The organism is Streptomyces justiciae (assembly GCF_015163075.1).
Lineage (GTDB): Bacteria > Actinomycetota > Actinomycetes > Streptomycetales > Streptomycetaceae > Streptomyces > Streptomyces justiciae.
Genome location: NZ_JADDXU010000004.1, coordinates 614,740 through 629,737, shown reverse-complemented (window position 1 = coordinate 629,737; position 14,998 = coordinate 614,740). Strand labels below are relative to the sequence as shown.

General features: G+C 72.1%; 11 protein-coding genes and 1 pseudogene. 2 read left to right on the top strand and 10 right to left on the bottom strand.

Going from position 1 to position 14,998, the window contains the following annotated elements; translation table 11 throughout:
• Nucleotides 1-41 precede the first annotated feature (41 nt).
• From IQ210_RS15290 to IQ210_RS15275, 4 genes are all read right to left on the bottom strand, one after another.
• On the bottom strand, nucleotides 42-524 hold the full coding sequence (locus IQ210_RS15290; RefSeq protein ID WP_194079528.1) for a DUF7144 family membrane protein: 483 nt from the start codon (nucleotides 522-524) through the stop codon (nucleotides 42-44).
• A 30-nt stretch (nucleotides 525-554) separates the two neighbouring features.
• Nucleotides 555-1,016 (bottom strand): SHOCT domain-containing protein, encoded by a 462-nt coding sequence (locus IQ210_RS15285; protein WP_194079527.1) that lies wholly within the window; start codon nucleotides 1,014-1,016, stop codon nucleotides 555-557.
• Nucleotides 1,017-1,096: 80 nt separating this feature from the next.
• On the bottom strand, nucleotides 1,097-1,900 hold the full coding sequence (locus IQ210_RS15280) for a ribonuclease BN (protein WP_194079526.1): 804 nt from the start codon (nucleotides 1,898-1,900) through the stop codon (nucleotides 1,097-1,099).
• A 160-nt stretch (nucleotides 1,901-2,060) separates the two neighbouring features.
• Nucleotides 2,061-2,717: an HdeD family acid-resistance protein gene (locus IQ210_RS15275; RefSeq protein WP_194079525.1), complete on the bottom strand. Its 657-nt coding sequence runs from the start codon at nucleotides 2,715-2,717 to the stop codon at nucleotides 2,061-2,063.
• A gap of 372 nt (nucleotides 2,718-3,089) precedes the next feature.
• On the opposite strand from IQ210_RS15275, the gene IQ210_RS15270 reads away from it, so the two are divergent.
• Nucleotides 3,090-4,499: a DUF2252 domain-containing protein gene (locus IQ210_RS15270; RefSeq protein ID WP_194079524.1), complete on the top strand. Its 1,410-nt coding sequence runs from the start codon at nucleotides 3,090-3,092 to the stop codon at nucleotides 4,497-4,499.
• 28 nt (nucleotides 4,500-4,527) lie between these two features.
• Here the strand turns inward: IQ210_RS15270 and IQ210_RS15265 are convergent, their stop codons facing one another.
• The 4 genes and pseudogenes from IQ210_RS15265 to IQ210_RS15250 all read right to left on the bottom strand — a co-directional run bounded on the left by IQ210_RS15265 (nucleotide 4,528) and on the right by IQ210_RS15250 (nucleotide 8,855).
• Nucleotides 4,528-4,725: a hypothetical protein gene (locus IQ210_RS15265; protein WP_194079523.1), complete on the bottom strand. Its 198-nt coding sequence runs from the start codon at nucleotides 4,723-4,725 to the stop codon at nucleotides 4,528-4,530.
• 127 nt (nucleotides 4,726-4,852) lie between these two features.
• On the bottom strand, nucleotides 4,853-5,359 hold the full coding sequence (locus IQ210_RS15260) for a hypothetical protein (RefSeq protein ID WP_194079522.1): 507 nt from the start codon (nucleotides 5,357-5,359) through the stop codon (nucleotides 4,853-4,855).
• Between the two features lie 18 nt (nucleotides 5,360-5,377).
• Nucleotides 5,378-7,021: pseudogene (locus tag IQ210_RS15255) on the bottom strand (MFS transporter); the annotation flags it as partial.
• 13 nt (nucleotides 7,022-7,034) lie between these two features.
• Nucleotides 7,035-8,855 (bottom strand): glycoside hydrolase family 15 protein, encoded by a 1,821-nt coding sequence (locus tag IQ210_RS15250; protein WP_194079520.1) that lies wholly within the window; start codon nucleotides 8,853-8,855, stop codon nucleotides 7,035-7,037.
• Nucleotides 8,856-9,073: 218 nt separating this feature from the next.
• On the opposite strand from IQ210_RS15250, the gene IQ210_RS15245 reads away from it, so the two are divergent.
• Complete coding sequence (locus tag IQ210_RS15245) at nucleotides 9,074-11,143, top strand: SpoIIE family protein phosphatase (RefSeq protein WP_194079519.1); 2,070 nt, start codon at nucleotides 9,074-9,076, stop codon at nucleotides 11,141-11,143.
• Nucleotides 11,144-11,170: 27 nt separating this feature from the next.
• Here the strand turns inward: IQ210_RS15245 and IQ210_RS15240 are convergent, their stop codons facing one another.
• Both IQ210_RS15240 and IQ210_RS15235 read right to left on the bottom strand, forming a co-directional pair.
• Complete coding sequence (locus IQ210_RS15240; RefSeq protein ID WP_194079568.1) at nucleotides 11,171-13,849, bottom strand: LuxR C-terminal-related transcriptional regulator; 2,679 nt, start codon at nucleotides 13,847-13,849, stop codon at nucleotides 11,171-11,173.
• A gap of 134 nt (nucleotides 13,850-13,983) precedes the next feature.
• On the bottom strand, nucleotides 13,984-14,838 hold the full coding sequence (locus IQ210_RS15235; protein WP_194079518.1) for a class II glutamine amidotransferase: 855 nt from the start codon (nucleotides 14,836-14,838) through the stop codon (nucleotides 13,984-13,986).
• Nucleotides 14,839-14,998 lie beyond the last annotated feature (160 nt).

Below are 14,998 nucleotides of genomic sequence, written 5' to 3'. Positions count from 1 at the left end.
CGCAGCCGGGAGCTGAGCCCGCCGTCGTCGAAGGAGGGGACTCACGCGGGTCCGTGCGGTGTGGAGACCGGCGGGCGCTCCTCGGTCATCGGCCGTTCCTCGGACAGGTCGAAGAGGTTGTCGCGCTGGACCACGCACAGGGCCCAGATGATGAAGCCCGACAGAGCGATCATCACGACCGACCACACCGGGTAGTACGGCAGCGAAAGGAAGTTGGCGATGATGACGAGTCCGGCGATGACCACGCCGGACACGCGCGCCCAGGTCGCCGTCTGGAGCAGCCCGATGCTGACGATCACGGCCACCACGCCCAGGGCGAGGTGGACCCAGCCCCAGCCGGTCAGGTCGAACTCGAACACGTAGTTGCGCGTCGTGACGAAGATGTCGTCCTCGGCGATGGCCATGATGCCCCGGAAGATGTCGAGCAGGCCGACGAGAAAGAGCATCACGGCCGCGAAGGCCGTCAGGCCGGTTGCCCAACCCTGCTTCGCCGTGTGGGCCGGCCGGGTGTGTGTCGCGGTCATCTTGCGCCTCGATTCGTGTGGCCCGGACGCTCAGCGACCGGTGGTACCGGGAGCGGAACCCGCGGGCTGCGCCGGTGCCTGGCCGGCCAGGACCAGGTCCTTCGCCCTGCGGAACTCCTCGTCCGTGATGTCGCCGCGGGAGCGGATCTCGGAGAGCTTGGCGAGCTCGTCGACGCTGCTGGTCCCGCCGGCCGCGGTCTGCCTGATGTAGGCATTGAACTCCTCCTGCTGCGCACGGGCCTGGGCGATCTCCCGGCGCCCCATGTTCTTGCCGCGGGCGATGACGTAGACGAACACGCCCAGGAAGGGCAGCACGATGGTGAACACCAGCCAGCCTGCCTTCGCCCACCCGCTCAGCTGGTCGTCGCGGAAGATGTCGACGACGATCCGGAAGAGCAGGATGAACCACATGATCCACAGGAAGAACCAGAGCATGCTCCAGAAGACGCTCAGCAGGGGATAGTCGTACGCCAGGTACGTCTGCGCGCTCATCTCTCTCCTCCGTCCCGGGCCCCCGCCCCGACGCCGTTGCGTGCTGAACTCAGCGTGGACGGGACGAGGGCCGCGTGGCCTCACCCGGTGCGGGTGAACGGGCGGCGGCCGGCGGCCGCCCGGTGCCAGGCGGTGGAGGCGACGTACTCGCCGAGAGCCAAGCCGGAGACGGCCACCAGGAAGACGGCGATCAGCCAGGAAAGAAAGGTGAAGACGGGGCCCAGGGGGCCGAACTCGTCCAGGCTGCGTTCCATGGCCGCGGGCAGGAGCGCATGGGCGGCCGGGCTCAGCAGGACCGTGCCCGCGGCAGCCAGCACCGCTCCGGGCAGCAGGCTCCGCCAGCCGATCCGGCCGCCGAGCAGCAGATGCTGGGACCACCACCACAGCAGCGTCCCCGAGAGCAGGGAGAGCACCAGCCCGGTCACGGCACCGGCGCCGAATCCGTCGCGCAGGGGTGCCTGGAGCAGGAGGTAGGCCAGCCAGACGACCAGCCACAGCAGCCAGCGCCAGACCGCGGTGCGCACCGGCGCGCGCGGCAGGTGCCAGCACCGTTCGCACACCGCCTGGAGCGCCCGGCTGAACGCGGTGGCCGATGCCAAGGTGATGATCACGCCCACGGCTCCGGTGGTGTTGCTGGTCGGTCCGGTGGCGGAGAAGACCGCGCGCAGTTCCTCGAGGGTGTCGCCACGCACCCCCAGAACCGCGCGGAGGGAGTCGGCCAGCAGGTCCTGCAGCCAGCCGGGGGCGAACGCCGCGACGGTCATGAGCAGGGGCAGCGCTGTGAGGAACGCCTGCGCGGCGAGCCGTACGGAGCCCTCGACGACGTTGAGTGCCGTGAGCCGGGACAGCAGCCCGCCCGCGGCCCCGGCCCGCAGACTCTCCATGAGCGCGTGAGCGTGTACGCGCTGGACGCATGTCGTCTGCGGATCGCGCGCCGGTGGCGGGGTTCTCCGACCGCTCCGACCGTGACTCACGGGGCCGCCCGCACTGCGCTCCGGCCCGCCCTTGCCGCTTCTTCCACCGCACCGGACACCGCGTGCGGCGTCATGCCGTCGCGTCGGGGCCCGGCCCAGGAGGAAACGTCTTTCGCAGTACGGCTCGCCACGCGAGAGCGACCGCCGCCTCCGCCAGCCCCAGCAGGACGAGCCACAGGCCGAGCAGCCGGGTCAGGGCGCGGGCGGACTCGGTGGGCAGGGCGAGCACCACGATCCCGGCGACGATGCCGAGCACGGCGGCGGCCGCGACGACACCGCGGTGCGGCAGGTACGCGACGGAGATCGCCGTGTAGAGGGTGAGGATGCCGGACACCAGCCAGACGGCCCCGGTGATCAGCGAGAGCGCGGCGATCGTCTGCAGCGGGTTGCGCAGGCTCAGCACCCCGGCCAGGACGTACAGCACGGACAGCAGCAGCCCCGGCAACCGCTCGTGCCCCTCCCGGCCGAAGACGGCCACGAACCGGAACGCGCCGGTCACCAGCAGGTACAGGCCGATGAGAACGGCCAGGACGTGCAGCGTCGCATCCGGCCAGACCAGCACCAGCACCCCCGGCACGAGCGTCGCCGCAGCCGATGCCAGGAGCCAGGTCCAGGAACGGCCGAGCCGCGCGAGTTCCTCAGCGGGGTCGCCCGTCGGAGGGTGGGCCGCCCCGTCGGGCCCGTACGGCTGCCCGGTACCCGATACCGGTTCACGCGACATGGTCATGGCTCCTCCTCGCGTGATCAGCCGTCGCTCCGAAGGCCGACGGGGCGGGTGAAGGGGGGGTGAACACCCGACCGCTCCAGGGTCACGCCCGCCGCTCGGCGACCGGCTCACCCATCACGGGTGAGCCGTCGACGCCGCCGTGGCGGTGAGCTGGAAGTCCCCCGGCGCCCGGCTCATCCGACACCCACAGCACCGCCCTCCTGCCGCCCGTCGCCGGCACGGTCGTGCGCTCGTCCAGCGGTGGAAGGCAAGCAGCGGTGTCGCGTCCGATGCTCGGGGCAGCGCTCGCACAGCTCATTCGCCGTTGCGGGCCGACGAGGCCCAACCGGATCTGTGCGCCGGCGCCGGGGCACCGGACAAGGAGGCGGGACCATGACCGTGCCGAGCGTTTTCACCGCGTCGCTGTCCCCGGCGGAGCGAGCGGCCCACGGCAGGGACGCGCGTCGGCGGGCGCCGCGTTCGTCGCACGGCTGGTACGAGGCCGCGCCGCGGCGCCTCGACCCCGTCGAGGTGGTGGAGCGTCAGTCGGCGGAGCGGGTACCGGAGTTGGTGCCGATCCGCTACGGCCGCATGCTGGAGTCGCCGTTCCGTTTCTACCGCGGCGCGGCCGCGATCATGGCGGCCGACCTGGCGCCCCTGCCCGACACCGGGCTTCAGGTCCAGCTCTGCGGGGACGCCCACCCGTTGAACTTCCGGCTGCTCGCCTCGCCGGAGCGCCGGCTGGTCTTCGACATCAACGACTTCGACGAGACGCTGCCCGGGCCGTTCGAGTGGGACGTCAAACGGCTGGCGGCCGGTTTCGTGACGGCGGCCCGGGCGAACGGCTTCTCCCGCAAGGAGCAGAACAGCACCGTGCGGACCTGTGTGCGGGCCTACCGGGAGCGGATGCGCGAGTTCGCCGGGATGCGCACCCTGGACGTCTGGTACGCGCAGGACTCCGCCGACCGGCTACGGGAGCTGATGGCCTCGGCGATGGACGAGGAGGAGGCACGCCGTACCGCCCGCGCCACGGAGCGGGCCCGCACGCGCACTCATCTGCGGGCCTACGCCAAGCTCACCGAGATGACGGCTCAGGGTCGTCGTATCACCCCCGACCCTCCACTCATCACCCCGCTCGACCAGCTGTTGGACGATCCTTCCGAGGAGGGGCGCGAGAAGGAGCTCCGCGGCCTCGTCGACCAGTACGCGCGGACTCTTCCCTCCGAAAGGCGCCACCTGTTGCGCCACTACCGTCTGGTGGACATGGCCCGGAAGGTCGTCGGTGTCGGCAGTGTCGGCACGCGCTGCTGGATTCTGCTCCTGCTGGGCAGGGACGACGACGATCCGCTGGTGCTTCAGGCCAAGGAAGCCGGGGCGTCGGTGCTGTCCGCCCACACAGGCGGCGACCGTTACGACAACCAGGGGCGCCGGGTGGTGACCGGACAGCGTCTGATCCAGACGACCAGTGACATCTTCCTGGGCTGGACGAGCGTCGTGGGCCTCGACGGACAGGACCGGGACTTCTACGTGCGCCAGCTGTGGGACTGGAAGGGCATCGCCCAGACGGAGACCATGGGTCCGGACCTGCTCGACCTCTTCGGCCGGCTCTGCGGGGCGTCCCTGGCACGGGCTCACGCCCGCTCGGGCGACCCCATCGCCCTCGCCGCCTACCTCGGGGCGGGCGATCGTTTCGACCGTGCGCTCACCGAGTTCGCCCAGTCCTACGCCGATCAGAACGAGCGGGACTTCGCGGCGCTGGAGGCGGCCCGCCGCTCCGGTCGGATCAGGGCGGAGCGGCTCTGAGCGGACTCTGCCGCGAGCCACGAGTCCGTCACTCCGGTAGCTGGCGCATCTCCAGGACGCGCAGTCCCAGCGACTGGCACCTCGCCAACAGGCCGTACAGGTGCGCCTCGTCCACGACGGGGCCGAACAGGAGTGTCTGACCTGCCATCACCACGTGGCCGAGTTCCGGAAAGGCTTTGGCCAGCGTTTCCGACAGGTGTCCTTCGACTCGGATCTCGTAGCGCACGAGCTGTTCTCCCACGGACTGCGAGGGACGGGTGGACGGTGCCCTTGACTGCGATCGTCTCGCCCCCGTGTCGGTTGGGGCCTCACCCGGTACAGGTGACCGTGTCGCGCCGGTCGGACCTGGGCGATCAGTGCGTCAGGACGATCTTGAAGGTGATGATCAGCAGGCCGAGCACCAGATTGACCGACGCGGTGGCCGCCATCAGCCGCGGCGAGGCACCGGCGTGCCGTGCCGCGGCCACGGACCAGCCGACCTGGCCCGCCACGGCGACGCACAGGGCCAGCCACACGGCCCCGCGCACGCCCATGCCCAGGAGCGGGCTGATGGCCACCGCGACGGCCGGTGGGACGGCGGCCTTGACGATCGGCCACTCGTCACGGCACACGTGCGCCACGACCCGCCGGTCCAGGGGCTGTTGCGCGAGGCGGGCTCCGAACAGCTGGGCGTGCACGTGCGCGATCCAGAACACCACGCTGGTGAGCAACAGCAGCAGCACCAGCTCGGTGCGCGGGAACGAGCCCAGGGAGCCGGCGCCGATCACCACGGAGGCCGCGAGCATCGATCCGTAGACGCCGCCGGTGTAGTCCTCGCGTGCTCCCCGGGACGTGGTCGGGCCGGTCCTGGTTCTGGACACGGGTGACTCCCTCCGGGCTCAGTGCGTCGAACCGGTCGCTTCGGCCGGGGCCGCGGCGTCCGGGCGCTTCGGCCGGCTCTCCCGGGCGGCCGGCAGGTGGGGGGTGACCAGGAAACTGGCGAGGGCGATACCGCCCGTGGCCAGGATGGCCGCCTTCAGACCGTCCAGTTGCGCGGAGGCGTAGGAGTCCGCGACGGCTTCCACCTCGGACGGCGGCAGTCCGGCGCGCTCGGCGGCCGAGCGCACCTGGTCGGTGGGGACGAAGGTGATCCCGGCCTCGATGCGGACACCGACCTGATCACGCGTCGCCTCGGACAGCTGGGGATGGCTTTCCACCTGGGTGGTGAAGCCGTGCGCCAGTGCGCCGATGAGGATGGACCCGATGAGCGCGGTCCCCAGCGCGGAGCCGAGATTCTGCGCCGTGAACTGCAGTCCTCCGGCCTCACTGCGTTCCTCCTCGCTGACGCTGGACTGGACGACGTTGCCCAGCTGCGAGGCGAGGAGACCGACGCCCACGCCCAGCAGGGCCATGGCTCCGGCGAACTGGGCGTCGTCGATGGCCGGTTCGATGGTGGCCAGCAGCCACACGATGGACGCCGCCAGGATCAGCAGGGCCAGCCGGACCACCCGGCGCGGCCCCAGGATCCGCCCCAGCGACGACGCCGACAGGGAGGTCACGAACATGGTCACGGACACCGGAAGCAGCCGCAGCCCCGTCTCGAACGCGTCGAACCCCTGAACCACCTGCAAGTACAGCGGGATGGTGAAGAACAGCCCCAGCAGGATCAGGTTCTGGCTCAGCAGCGTCAGCAGCCCGGACCGCAGCACCGGCCTGCCCAGCAGCGACAGGTGGACGAGGGGGTCGGCGCCGGTGTCGTCGCGGCGCCGCTCCCAGTGCCGGAAGACGGCGAGGACGGCCACGCCGGCCCCGACGACGAAGAGCGTGGGGGCGAACCCGAGGACGGTGAAGGGAGCGTTGCGCGGCTGCACCCACCCCCAGGTGCTGCTCTGCAGCACGCCGAGCACGCACAGCCCCAGCCCGGCCGCGGAGAGCACCGCACCCACCCAGTCCAGCCGGGGGCGCGGGCCGGACGCGGCGGGCGTCGCGATCACCCCTCGGCACAGCAGCACGGCCACGACGATCACGACCTCGCCGGCGAAGACGAGCCGCCAGGTCAGATACGTCGTCACCCAGCCGCCCAGCAGGGGGCCGACCGCGATTCCGGCACCGGCGAGCCCGCCGATGACCGCGTAGGCGACCGCCCGGTCCTTCCCGCGGTACGACTCCGCCACGAGGGCGGCCATGGCCGGCAGCACCATGGCCGCTCCGAGCCCCTCGATGACGGACCAGCCCAGCGTGAGCACCCACAGCGTGGGTGCCACCGCCGTCAGCGCCGAGCCGACGGCGTACACGACCAGTCCCAGCAGGAACATGCGGCGCCGCCCCAGGATGTCCCCGAACCTGCCCCCGATGATCATGAATGCGGCCATGACCAGCGCGTACAGGGTGATGACCGCCTGGATGGCGGTCACCTCCGTGTCGAAGTCCTCGACCAGCTGGCTGACGGACACGTTCATGACGGACGTGTCCAGGACCATCAGGAACTGGGCCGTTCCGAGGACGATCAGAGCCCGCCAGTACCTCACGCTCGCCACCTCACCGGGTCCGTCCCGCTCAGCGGGCCGCGTCCATCTGCTCGTCGAGCGAGAGCGCGGCCGTGATCAGCGCGAGGTGGGTGAACGCCTGCGGGAAGTTGCCGAGTTGCTCTCCGGTGGGGCCGACCTCCTCCGCGAACAGCCCACCGTGATTGGCGTACGTGAGCATCTTGTCGAAGGCGTACCGGGCCGGTCCGAGCCGCCCCGACCGGGCGAGCGCGTTCACGTACAGGAAGCTGCACAGCGAGAACGTGCCTTCGCTGCCCCGCAGTCCGTCCGGGGACGCGGCGGGGTCGTAGCGGTAGACGAGGCTGTCGGAGACCAGTTCCTCCTCCATCGCGTCCAGGGTGGACAGCCAGCGGGGATCGTTCGGTGCGATGAATCCGACGGAGGGCATCAGCAGCAGGGACGCGTCGAGCGTGGTGTCGTCGTAGTGCTGGACGAACGCCTGGCGGCCGGTGCTCCAGCCGCGCTCCATCACCTGGCGCAGGATGTCGTCCCGTGCCGCGATCCAGCCCGGGAGGTCGGCGGGGCGGGCGAAGTCGCGGGCCATCCGGATGCCCCGGTCGAAGGCCGTCCAGCACATCAGCCGGCTGTAGGTGAAGTCCTTCTGCCCGCCTCGCGTCTCCCAGATCCCCTCGTCGGGCCGGTCCCACGCCTTGACCAGCCAGTCGAGCACACCGGCCAGGGACTGCCAGCCGTCGTACGGCGGCGCCTCGGCGGCGTCCTCGGCCGCCTGGGACAGGGCGAGGGCCGCCTCCCCGTAGATGTCGAGCTGGAGCTGGCCCGCGGCGCCGTTGCCGACGCGGACCGGTGCGGACCCGCGGTAGCCCTCCAGATGGTCGAGGACCTCCTCCTGCAGGTCCGGGTCGCCGTCGATCCGGTACATGATCTGCAGGGGCTCACCGCTGACCGTGCCTCCCGCCCTGATCCGGTCACCCAGCCAGCTGCGGAAGGCGTGCGCCTCCTCCAGGTAGCCGAGGCCGAGCAGGGCGCCGACCGACATCGAGCCGTCCCGGACCCATGTGTAGCGGTAGTCCCAGTTGCGTCCGCCGCCGATCTGCTCCGGCAGCCCCATGGTGGGAGCCGCGACGGGTGCTCCGGTGGGCGCGTAGGTGAGCAGCTTGAGGGTGATGGCCGCCCGGTTCACCATGTCCTGCCAGCGTCCGCGGTACCGGCTGCGGCGGACCCACGCGTGCCAGAAGTCACGGGTCTGCTCGAACAGCGTCACCACGTCGGCCTGGCTCAGCGGTGATGGGGAGGCGTCGTCGGGGTCTCCGACCGTCAGGACGACGGCGGCGAAGTCGTCCTGCCCCAGGGTCGCCTCGCCGCGGACGTCGTCGCCGTCCCCGCTCCAGGTCACCGGCCCGACGGATTGCACAGTGGCCTGGGCGCCGGGCGCGTCGAAACGCACGGCCTCCTCGGCGAGGTCGAGTCGGTGGCCGGCGCGGCCGTAGTCGAAGCGGGGCCGGCACTCGAGGGTGAAGCGGACCCGGCCGCGCGTGACCCGCAGGATGCGGACCAGCCGGTGCCGGCCCGCCGCTCGCTGTGTCGGCGCCACCGGCATGAAGTCGACCACCTCGCCCACCCCGTCCTCCGCGAGGAACCGGGTCACCAGCACGGCGGTGTCCTGCAGGTACAGCTGGACCGGGGGCCGCGGGGTGTCGGCGTGGACGCTGAAGTGTCCGCCGCGGTCGTGGTCGAGCAGCGAGGCGAACACGCTGGGCGAGTCGAACCTGGGCGCGCACAGCCAGTCGACCGTGCCCTCGGAGGAGACGAGCGCGGCGGTCTGGAGGTCTCCGACCATCCCGTGATCGGCGATCGGGGGATAGCGACGCATGTGCGGGGCTCCTTCCGGCGCGTCCCGGTCGCCGTGGCGCGCCCGGTCTCCGCCCACCTTGGCCACGACCGCCCCGGGCCCACTTCCCCCGCCGCGGGTGAGTCTCCGCAGGGCCACCGGAGTCAGGGCCCGGCGCGCATCCGGGGATGCAGCAGCCCGGGGCGCAGAGGAGGCTGGGAGGACGTCCCGGTGCGCGAGGGAAGCGGTAGGTGATCTCCATGGCAGACGGTGCTGCCGGCCGGCTGGTGGACGAGACGGCGGTCTCGATGCTGGACGCGTTGTTCGACCAGGCACCGATCGGGCTGCATCTGCTGGACCCCGAGCTGCGGGTCGTTCGCGTCAACACCGCGACTCCCGCGATGCGGGGTGTGGCCGAGGACGAACTGGCGGGGCGCCCGGCCCGCGAGGTCTACGACATGGTCGACGCCGATGTCGAGGCGCTTCTCCGCGAGGTCCTCGACACAGGCGTGCCTCTGTTGCGGCACATCGTGCCCGCCCGCGTCGACGGGGTGGAGCACCACTACGAGGTGACGGCACAGCGGCTGCGGAACCCGCACAAGAGGGTGCTCGGTCTGGCGCTCGCCGTCGTCGACGTCACCGACAGCGAGCGGACCCGCGCCCGCGCCCGAGTGCTTGACGCCGTGCGCGTGCGCGTGGGCCGCACGCTGGATCCCACCGTGACCGGCGAGGAGCTCGTGGCCGCACTGGTCCCCGATTTCGCCGATGCCGCCGTCGTGGAGGTGGTGGACGCGGTGATCCGTGGCGACGACCCGCCCCTGGCTCCCCTGCCGCCGGGCACACCGCTGATGCGCACCGCGTTCCGCAGCACCCGCACGCCCTCGCCCCAGGCCCACCCGGTCGGCGACGTGTGCAACCTGCCGGCTCCCACGCCTTTCACGCAGGCTCTGGCCGACCTGCGTCCGCGGACGGTCGCACTGGACGGCGCCGCCCCCTGGTTCTCCGTCGATCCCGCGCGTGCGGAGGCGATCGGCTCGTCCCACGCCCATTCCCTGCTCGTGGTCCCCCTGGCGCTGCGCGACGCGGCGCTCGGCGTGGTCAGCCTGTACCGCGCCGGGCAGTCGCCCGCCTTCGACGCGGGCGACCAGGAGCTGGCCATGGAGCTGGCCGCCTACACCGCCCTGTGCATCGACAACGCGCGCCGCTACACGCGTGAGCACACCGTCGCGGCCACGGTGCAGCGGCAGTTGCTGCCCCGCCGCCCGGAGACCCACACGTCGCTGGAGGCCGCCTATCTCACCCTCACGGGCGCCGACCCCGGTGCCTGGTACGACACGATCGCCCTCTCCAGCGCCCGCACCGCCCTCGTCGTCGGCAACGTGTCCGGCCGCGCCCTCAACGCCGCGGCGGCCATGGGGCAGCTGCGTACCGTCGTGCGGTCGCTGACGGCGTTCGACCTGCCTCCCGACGAGCTCATGGCCCGTCTGCACGCGACCGCCGGTCAGCTGGCCGCGGAACGCGCCGGCCTCCCCCTCGGCGATCCGCTGCGCCGCGAGGCCCTCACCGCCGACTGTGTGTACGCCGTCCACGACCCCCTGTCCAACACCTGCACGCTGGCCGCGGCCGGCGCTCTCGCCCCGCTGGTCGTACGCCCCGATGCCACCGTGCTTCTTCCCCGGACACCGGCGGGGCCGCGCCTGGGCACCGCACCGGACGCGCCCTTCGCGGCCACCGAGATCGAAGTGCCGGACGGCAGCGTGCTGGTGTTCACCAGCGACCCGCTTCTCACCGCGTACCTGTCGGACGCCTCCGGGCCGCTGCCCTCGGCGCCCCACTTCCGGGACCGCCCGCTCCAGGACCTGTGCGACGCCCTGGTGTACGCCCTCGCCGCGGGCCCGGGAATCGGCGCCGCGGCGGTGATCGTCGCGCGCACCCGGGCCTTTCCCGCCGACCGGCGGGCTGCGTGGCGGCTCGATGCGAGTCCCTCGGCCGTCGCCGTCGCCCGCCGCCGTACCCGCGAACAGCTCGCCGCCTGGGGCCTGAACGGCGAGACGGCGGACGACACCCAGCTCATCGTCAGCGAACTCGTCACCAACGCCGTCCGCTACGGCACTCCTCCCATCGAACTCCGCCTGATCCACGACCGGACGTTGACGTGCGAGGTCCGGGACGCCGGCTCGGCCTCTCCCCACCTGCGGCACGCCGGCGTCGTGGAGGAGGGCGGGCGCGGCCTGTTCATCACCTCCCAGCTCTCCCAGGCGTGGGGCACGCGGTACACGGCGTCGGGCAAGACGATCTGGACCGAGCAGACGCTGCCTGCCGTCGACTGAATGGCGGCCGGGGTTCCTGCACGGGGATCACAGCAGCCGGAGGTCCCGGGCGCGGCGTACCGCGTCACCCCGCCGGTTCACCGCGAGCTTCCGGTAGACGCTCTTGAGGTGCGTCTTCACCGTGTTGACCGACAGGTAGAGGTCGGCGGCGATCTCCTCCGTCGACATCATCCTCGCCAGCCTCTCCAGCACGTCCCGCTCGCGTCCGCTCAGTTCCACCGCGACGAGCGGTGGGAGCGACGACTCCGGTCGCGGCCGCTCACCGTGTACCGGCGAGCCCGGCGTCAGCCAGCCCGCCGCCAGCTCGTGCAGCGCGGCCGTCGCCAACAGGGGCCGGATCCAGGCTCCGGCGTCGAGGAACGGGCGCCGCAGCCGCTCGCGGCGGGCGTCCAGGAGCGCCCGCGCCACGAGCCGGTGAGCGGTGGCGGAGTCGCCCGCCTCCTCGGCGGCCTGCGCCCTCACCAGTGCCGCCCGCACGGTCACCGCCGGCCCCGTCCCGCCCTGGGTGTGGATGCTGTCGAGCAGGTCGATGGCCTCCTCGGGGCGTCCTGCGGCGAGCTGGATCGCGGCGGCCTCCACGGCACAGGCCGGCTGGTCTCCGCTGACGCTACGGAGTGCCTCGGCGGCCTCGTCCGGCCGTCCTTCGGCCAGGTGCGCGGCGGAGGTGACGACCGCTTCGTGGCCGGCCGCCCACGGCGAGGACACCGCACCGGAGACGGCCGCGTCCGACGCCTCGACGGCAGCTCGTGCCCTGCCCTTGACCAGCAGAAGGCGAGCTGTGGCCAGGGCTCGTCCCGCCCTCGGCACCGGGTCACGCGTTCCCGCCGGCAGTTCGGCCGTCTCGTCGAGGAGGGCCTGGGCCCGGTCCAGTTCGTGGCGGTCGACGGCCACGGCCGCGAGGACCAGTCGTCCGATGCCGGAGCCGGACGACTGGGACAGCCCGTCCTGCTCGGCCTCGGACACCGCCGCCAGGGCCCTGCGCTCCGCCCGGCCGAGCCAGCCGTTCAGATAGTCGAGCAGGGCCAGGTGGGATCTCGACTCCTCCCGGGGCATCGCGGTGGCGGCTCCCTCGGGAGCACCGGCCACCGCGGTCAGGGCGGCGCGTGCCTCCTCGAAACGTCCGGCCCACAGACGCACCGACCCCAGATGGGTCAGCAGCAGGGCGGGCAGTTCGGGATGCTTGTCCAGGAGGTGCCGCGGAACCTCCCGGCGCAGCGCGTCGGCGGCTTCGGCGGCCCTCTCCGCCCGGGTGGGGCATCCGGTCAGGCGGGCGGCCAGCGTCTCCAGCAGCGCACAGCTCAGCTGGGCGGCCGCCCGGTCGGGCGTGTGGCCGGCCAGCTGTTCCTCAGCGTGGCGCAGGCTTGCCAGACCGTGGTCGAGGTCGTACCGGGCCAGCTCGCGAGCCGCCCGCACCAGTTCCGTCTCGGGGCTCCCGGCCCCGGACGCCATGGTGGAGAACAGCTGGGCCATGTCGTCGGACGGCACTCCCGTGAGGAGCCGGCCGATCGCGAGGTCGTCGACGAGGGCGCCCGCCGCGGCGTCCCAGTCGCCCGCCGCGGCGCCGTGCGCGACCGTCTCCGGCAGGAATCCGGCACTCCGCAGCCACCGCGCGGCCCGCCGGTGGAGTTCCGGCTCCAGCCCGGGCAGGCGCATCCGCAGATGCGCCCGGAGGATCTCCCCGAACAGCGGGTGGAGCCGGTACCAGGAGCGCCCGAGGTGCTCGACGAAGGCGTTGGCGCGGTGCAGCCCGACGAGAAGGGGCTCGGCATCGGTCCTGCCGGTCAGCGCGTTGGCCAGCTCGGGACAGAACCGCTCCAGGACGCTGACCCGCAGCAGGAGGTCCTGTGTCTCCTCCGTCTGTCCCTTGAGGACCTCGGCCAGCAAGAAGTCCGCGATCGTGCTCCGCTCCGCCTCGAACTCCTTCAGGTAGAGCTCCGGATCGGCGTTCTCCCGGGCGGCCAGCGCGGACAGGCGCAAGCCGACAGCCCACCCCCGGGTGCGGTCCACCAGGGCACTTACGGCCGCCACCGGAAGGCTCAGACCGTGCAGTTCCAGCAGGGTGACGGCTTCCTCCGGGGTGAAGGCCAGCTCGGCGGCACGGATCTCCGTCAGTTCACCGGCCGCCCGGTAGCGGTGCAGCGGCAGCAGCGGTTCGGTGCGGGTGACGAGGACGAGGTGCAGCCCCCGTCCGGCGTGGTGCAGGACGAACTCCAGCTGCTCGGCGATCTCAGGTGCGCTCACGCGGTCGTAGTCGTCGAGCACGACGACCACGGGCCGGTCACGGTCGTTGAGTTCGGCGGCGAGCGTGGCCAGCAGCCTGCCGTCCACGCGGGGCGGGTCCGCCGGGAATCCGGCCGGGCCGGACTCCAGTGCACCGGCAGCATGCAGAGCCTGAACGACGTAGGCCCAGAACACCCCTGGATGCCGGTCTCCCTCTTCGACGCTGAGCCAGGCGACCGGCAGCCGCAGACCGGCCGCCCAGTCGGCGGCCAGCAGGGTCTTGCCGGCTCCGGCCGAGCCGTTGAGGAGCGTCAGCGGTGTCCGGAGCGCCTGGTCGAGGTGCTCGACGAGCCGCTGCCGCCGTACGAAGGTGGCGGGCCTCGCGGGGATGGCGAACCGGCTGCGCAGGAACGGGTCCCCCAGGGGATCGGTGCCAGGAGCGACCGGAGCCCTGGGCCCCTCACCGCCGCTGGAGGTCTCGGCCACACCGCTCACCACCCTCACCCTGTCCGTCGGGACCAGATCACGGGCGGCGCTCCCCCACCAGCATCCCAGCCTTGCCGGTACGGCGCTCGGCGCACGGCGTCATCGGCCCGTTCACCAGCCCTTGTGCGTGCCGCTCAGCCTCGGATCACGTCCTGTTCCAGGTCGGGCCGGAACGCGTGGAGCATGTCATGGCCCGGCTCGATGACGCCGTACGTGTTCTCCGGTACCTCGTTCCAGGCGCCGGGGAGGTCGCCCAGCGGTTCGGACACGACCAGCCGGGTCTCGTCGGAGATGTCCCGCAGGAACTCGGCGTCCGGGTGGAGTGCGCGCAGGGTGTCCACCCTGGTGCTGAAGAACAGCGACCGCGAACGGCCCTCGCTGGAGTGGCGGAACGCCCACACACGCTCGCCGTCGGCCACCGCGACGGTCATCTGAAGGGGGTGCTGCACGCCGTGCGCCTGGCCCGTCCTCTCGACGAAGGCCGCCATGCGGGCCACGGCACCGGGCGGATCATCCGTCAGACCGAAGGTGAGGGCCAGGAAGAACATGAGTTCGGAGTCGGTGGACCCCTCGATGTCGGGGTACAGCGCCGGATCGACCGCCACAGCGAGGTCCCGGCGCAGGAGGCGGAAGCCGTTGATCATGCCGTTGTGCATCCACAGCCAGCGGCCGTTGCGGAAGGGGTGGCAGTTGGACTGCTGCACGGCCGTCCCGGTCGCCGCCCTGATGTGGGCGAAGAAGAGACCGGAGCGGACGTGGTGGGCGACCTCTCGGAGATTGCGGTTGTTCCAGGCCGGGCCCACGTCCCGCACGACAGCGGGAGTGGCCACCGAGGCGTCGGCGTACCAGCCGATACCGAAGCCGTCGCCGTTGGTCGTCTCCACCCCCATACGGGAGTGCAGGCTCTGGTCGATCAACGAGTGCGACGGCTCGAACAGCACCTGACTGAGGAGGACCGGGGTGCCCGAGTAGGCGATCCAGCGGCACATCTTGGATCCCTCCACTCCGAGCCGCAGTGCCGGGGGCGAACGGACTCGGAGGCGGCGGAGTGGGAGCGTCGTCCCTGCGAGTAGCCACCAGTATCTCGTGCCCCGGCCTTCGGGGCATGTCGAGACTGGGCGGACGGACCGGACGCCCGGTGCAGGCGCG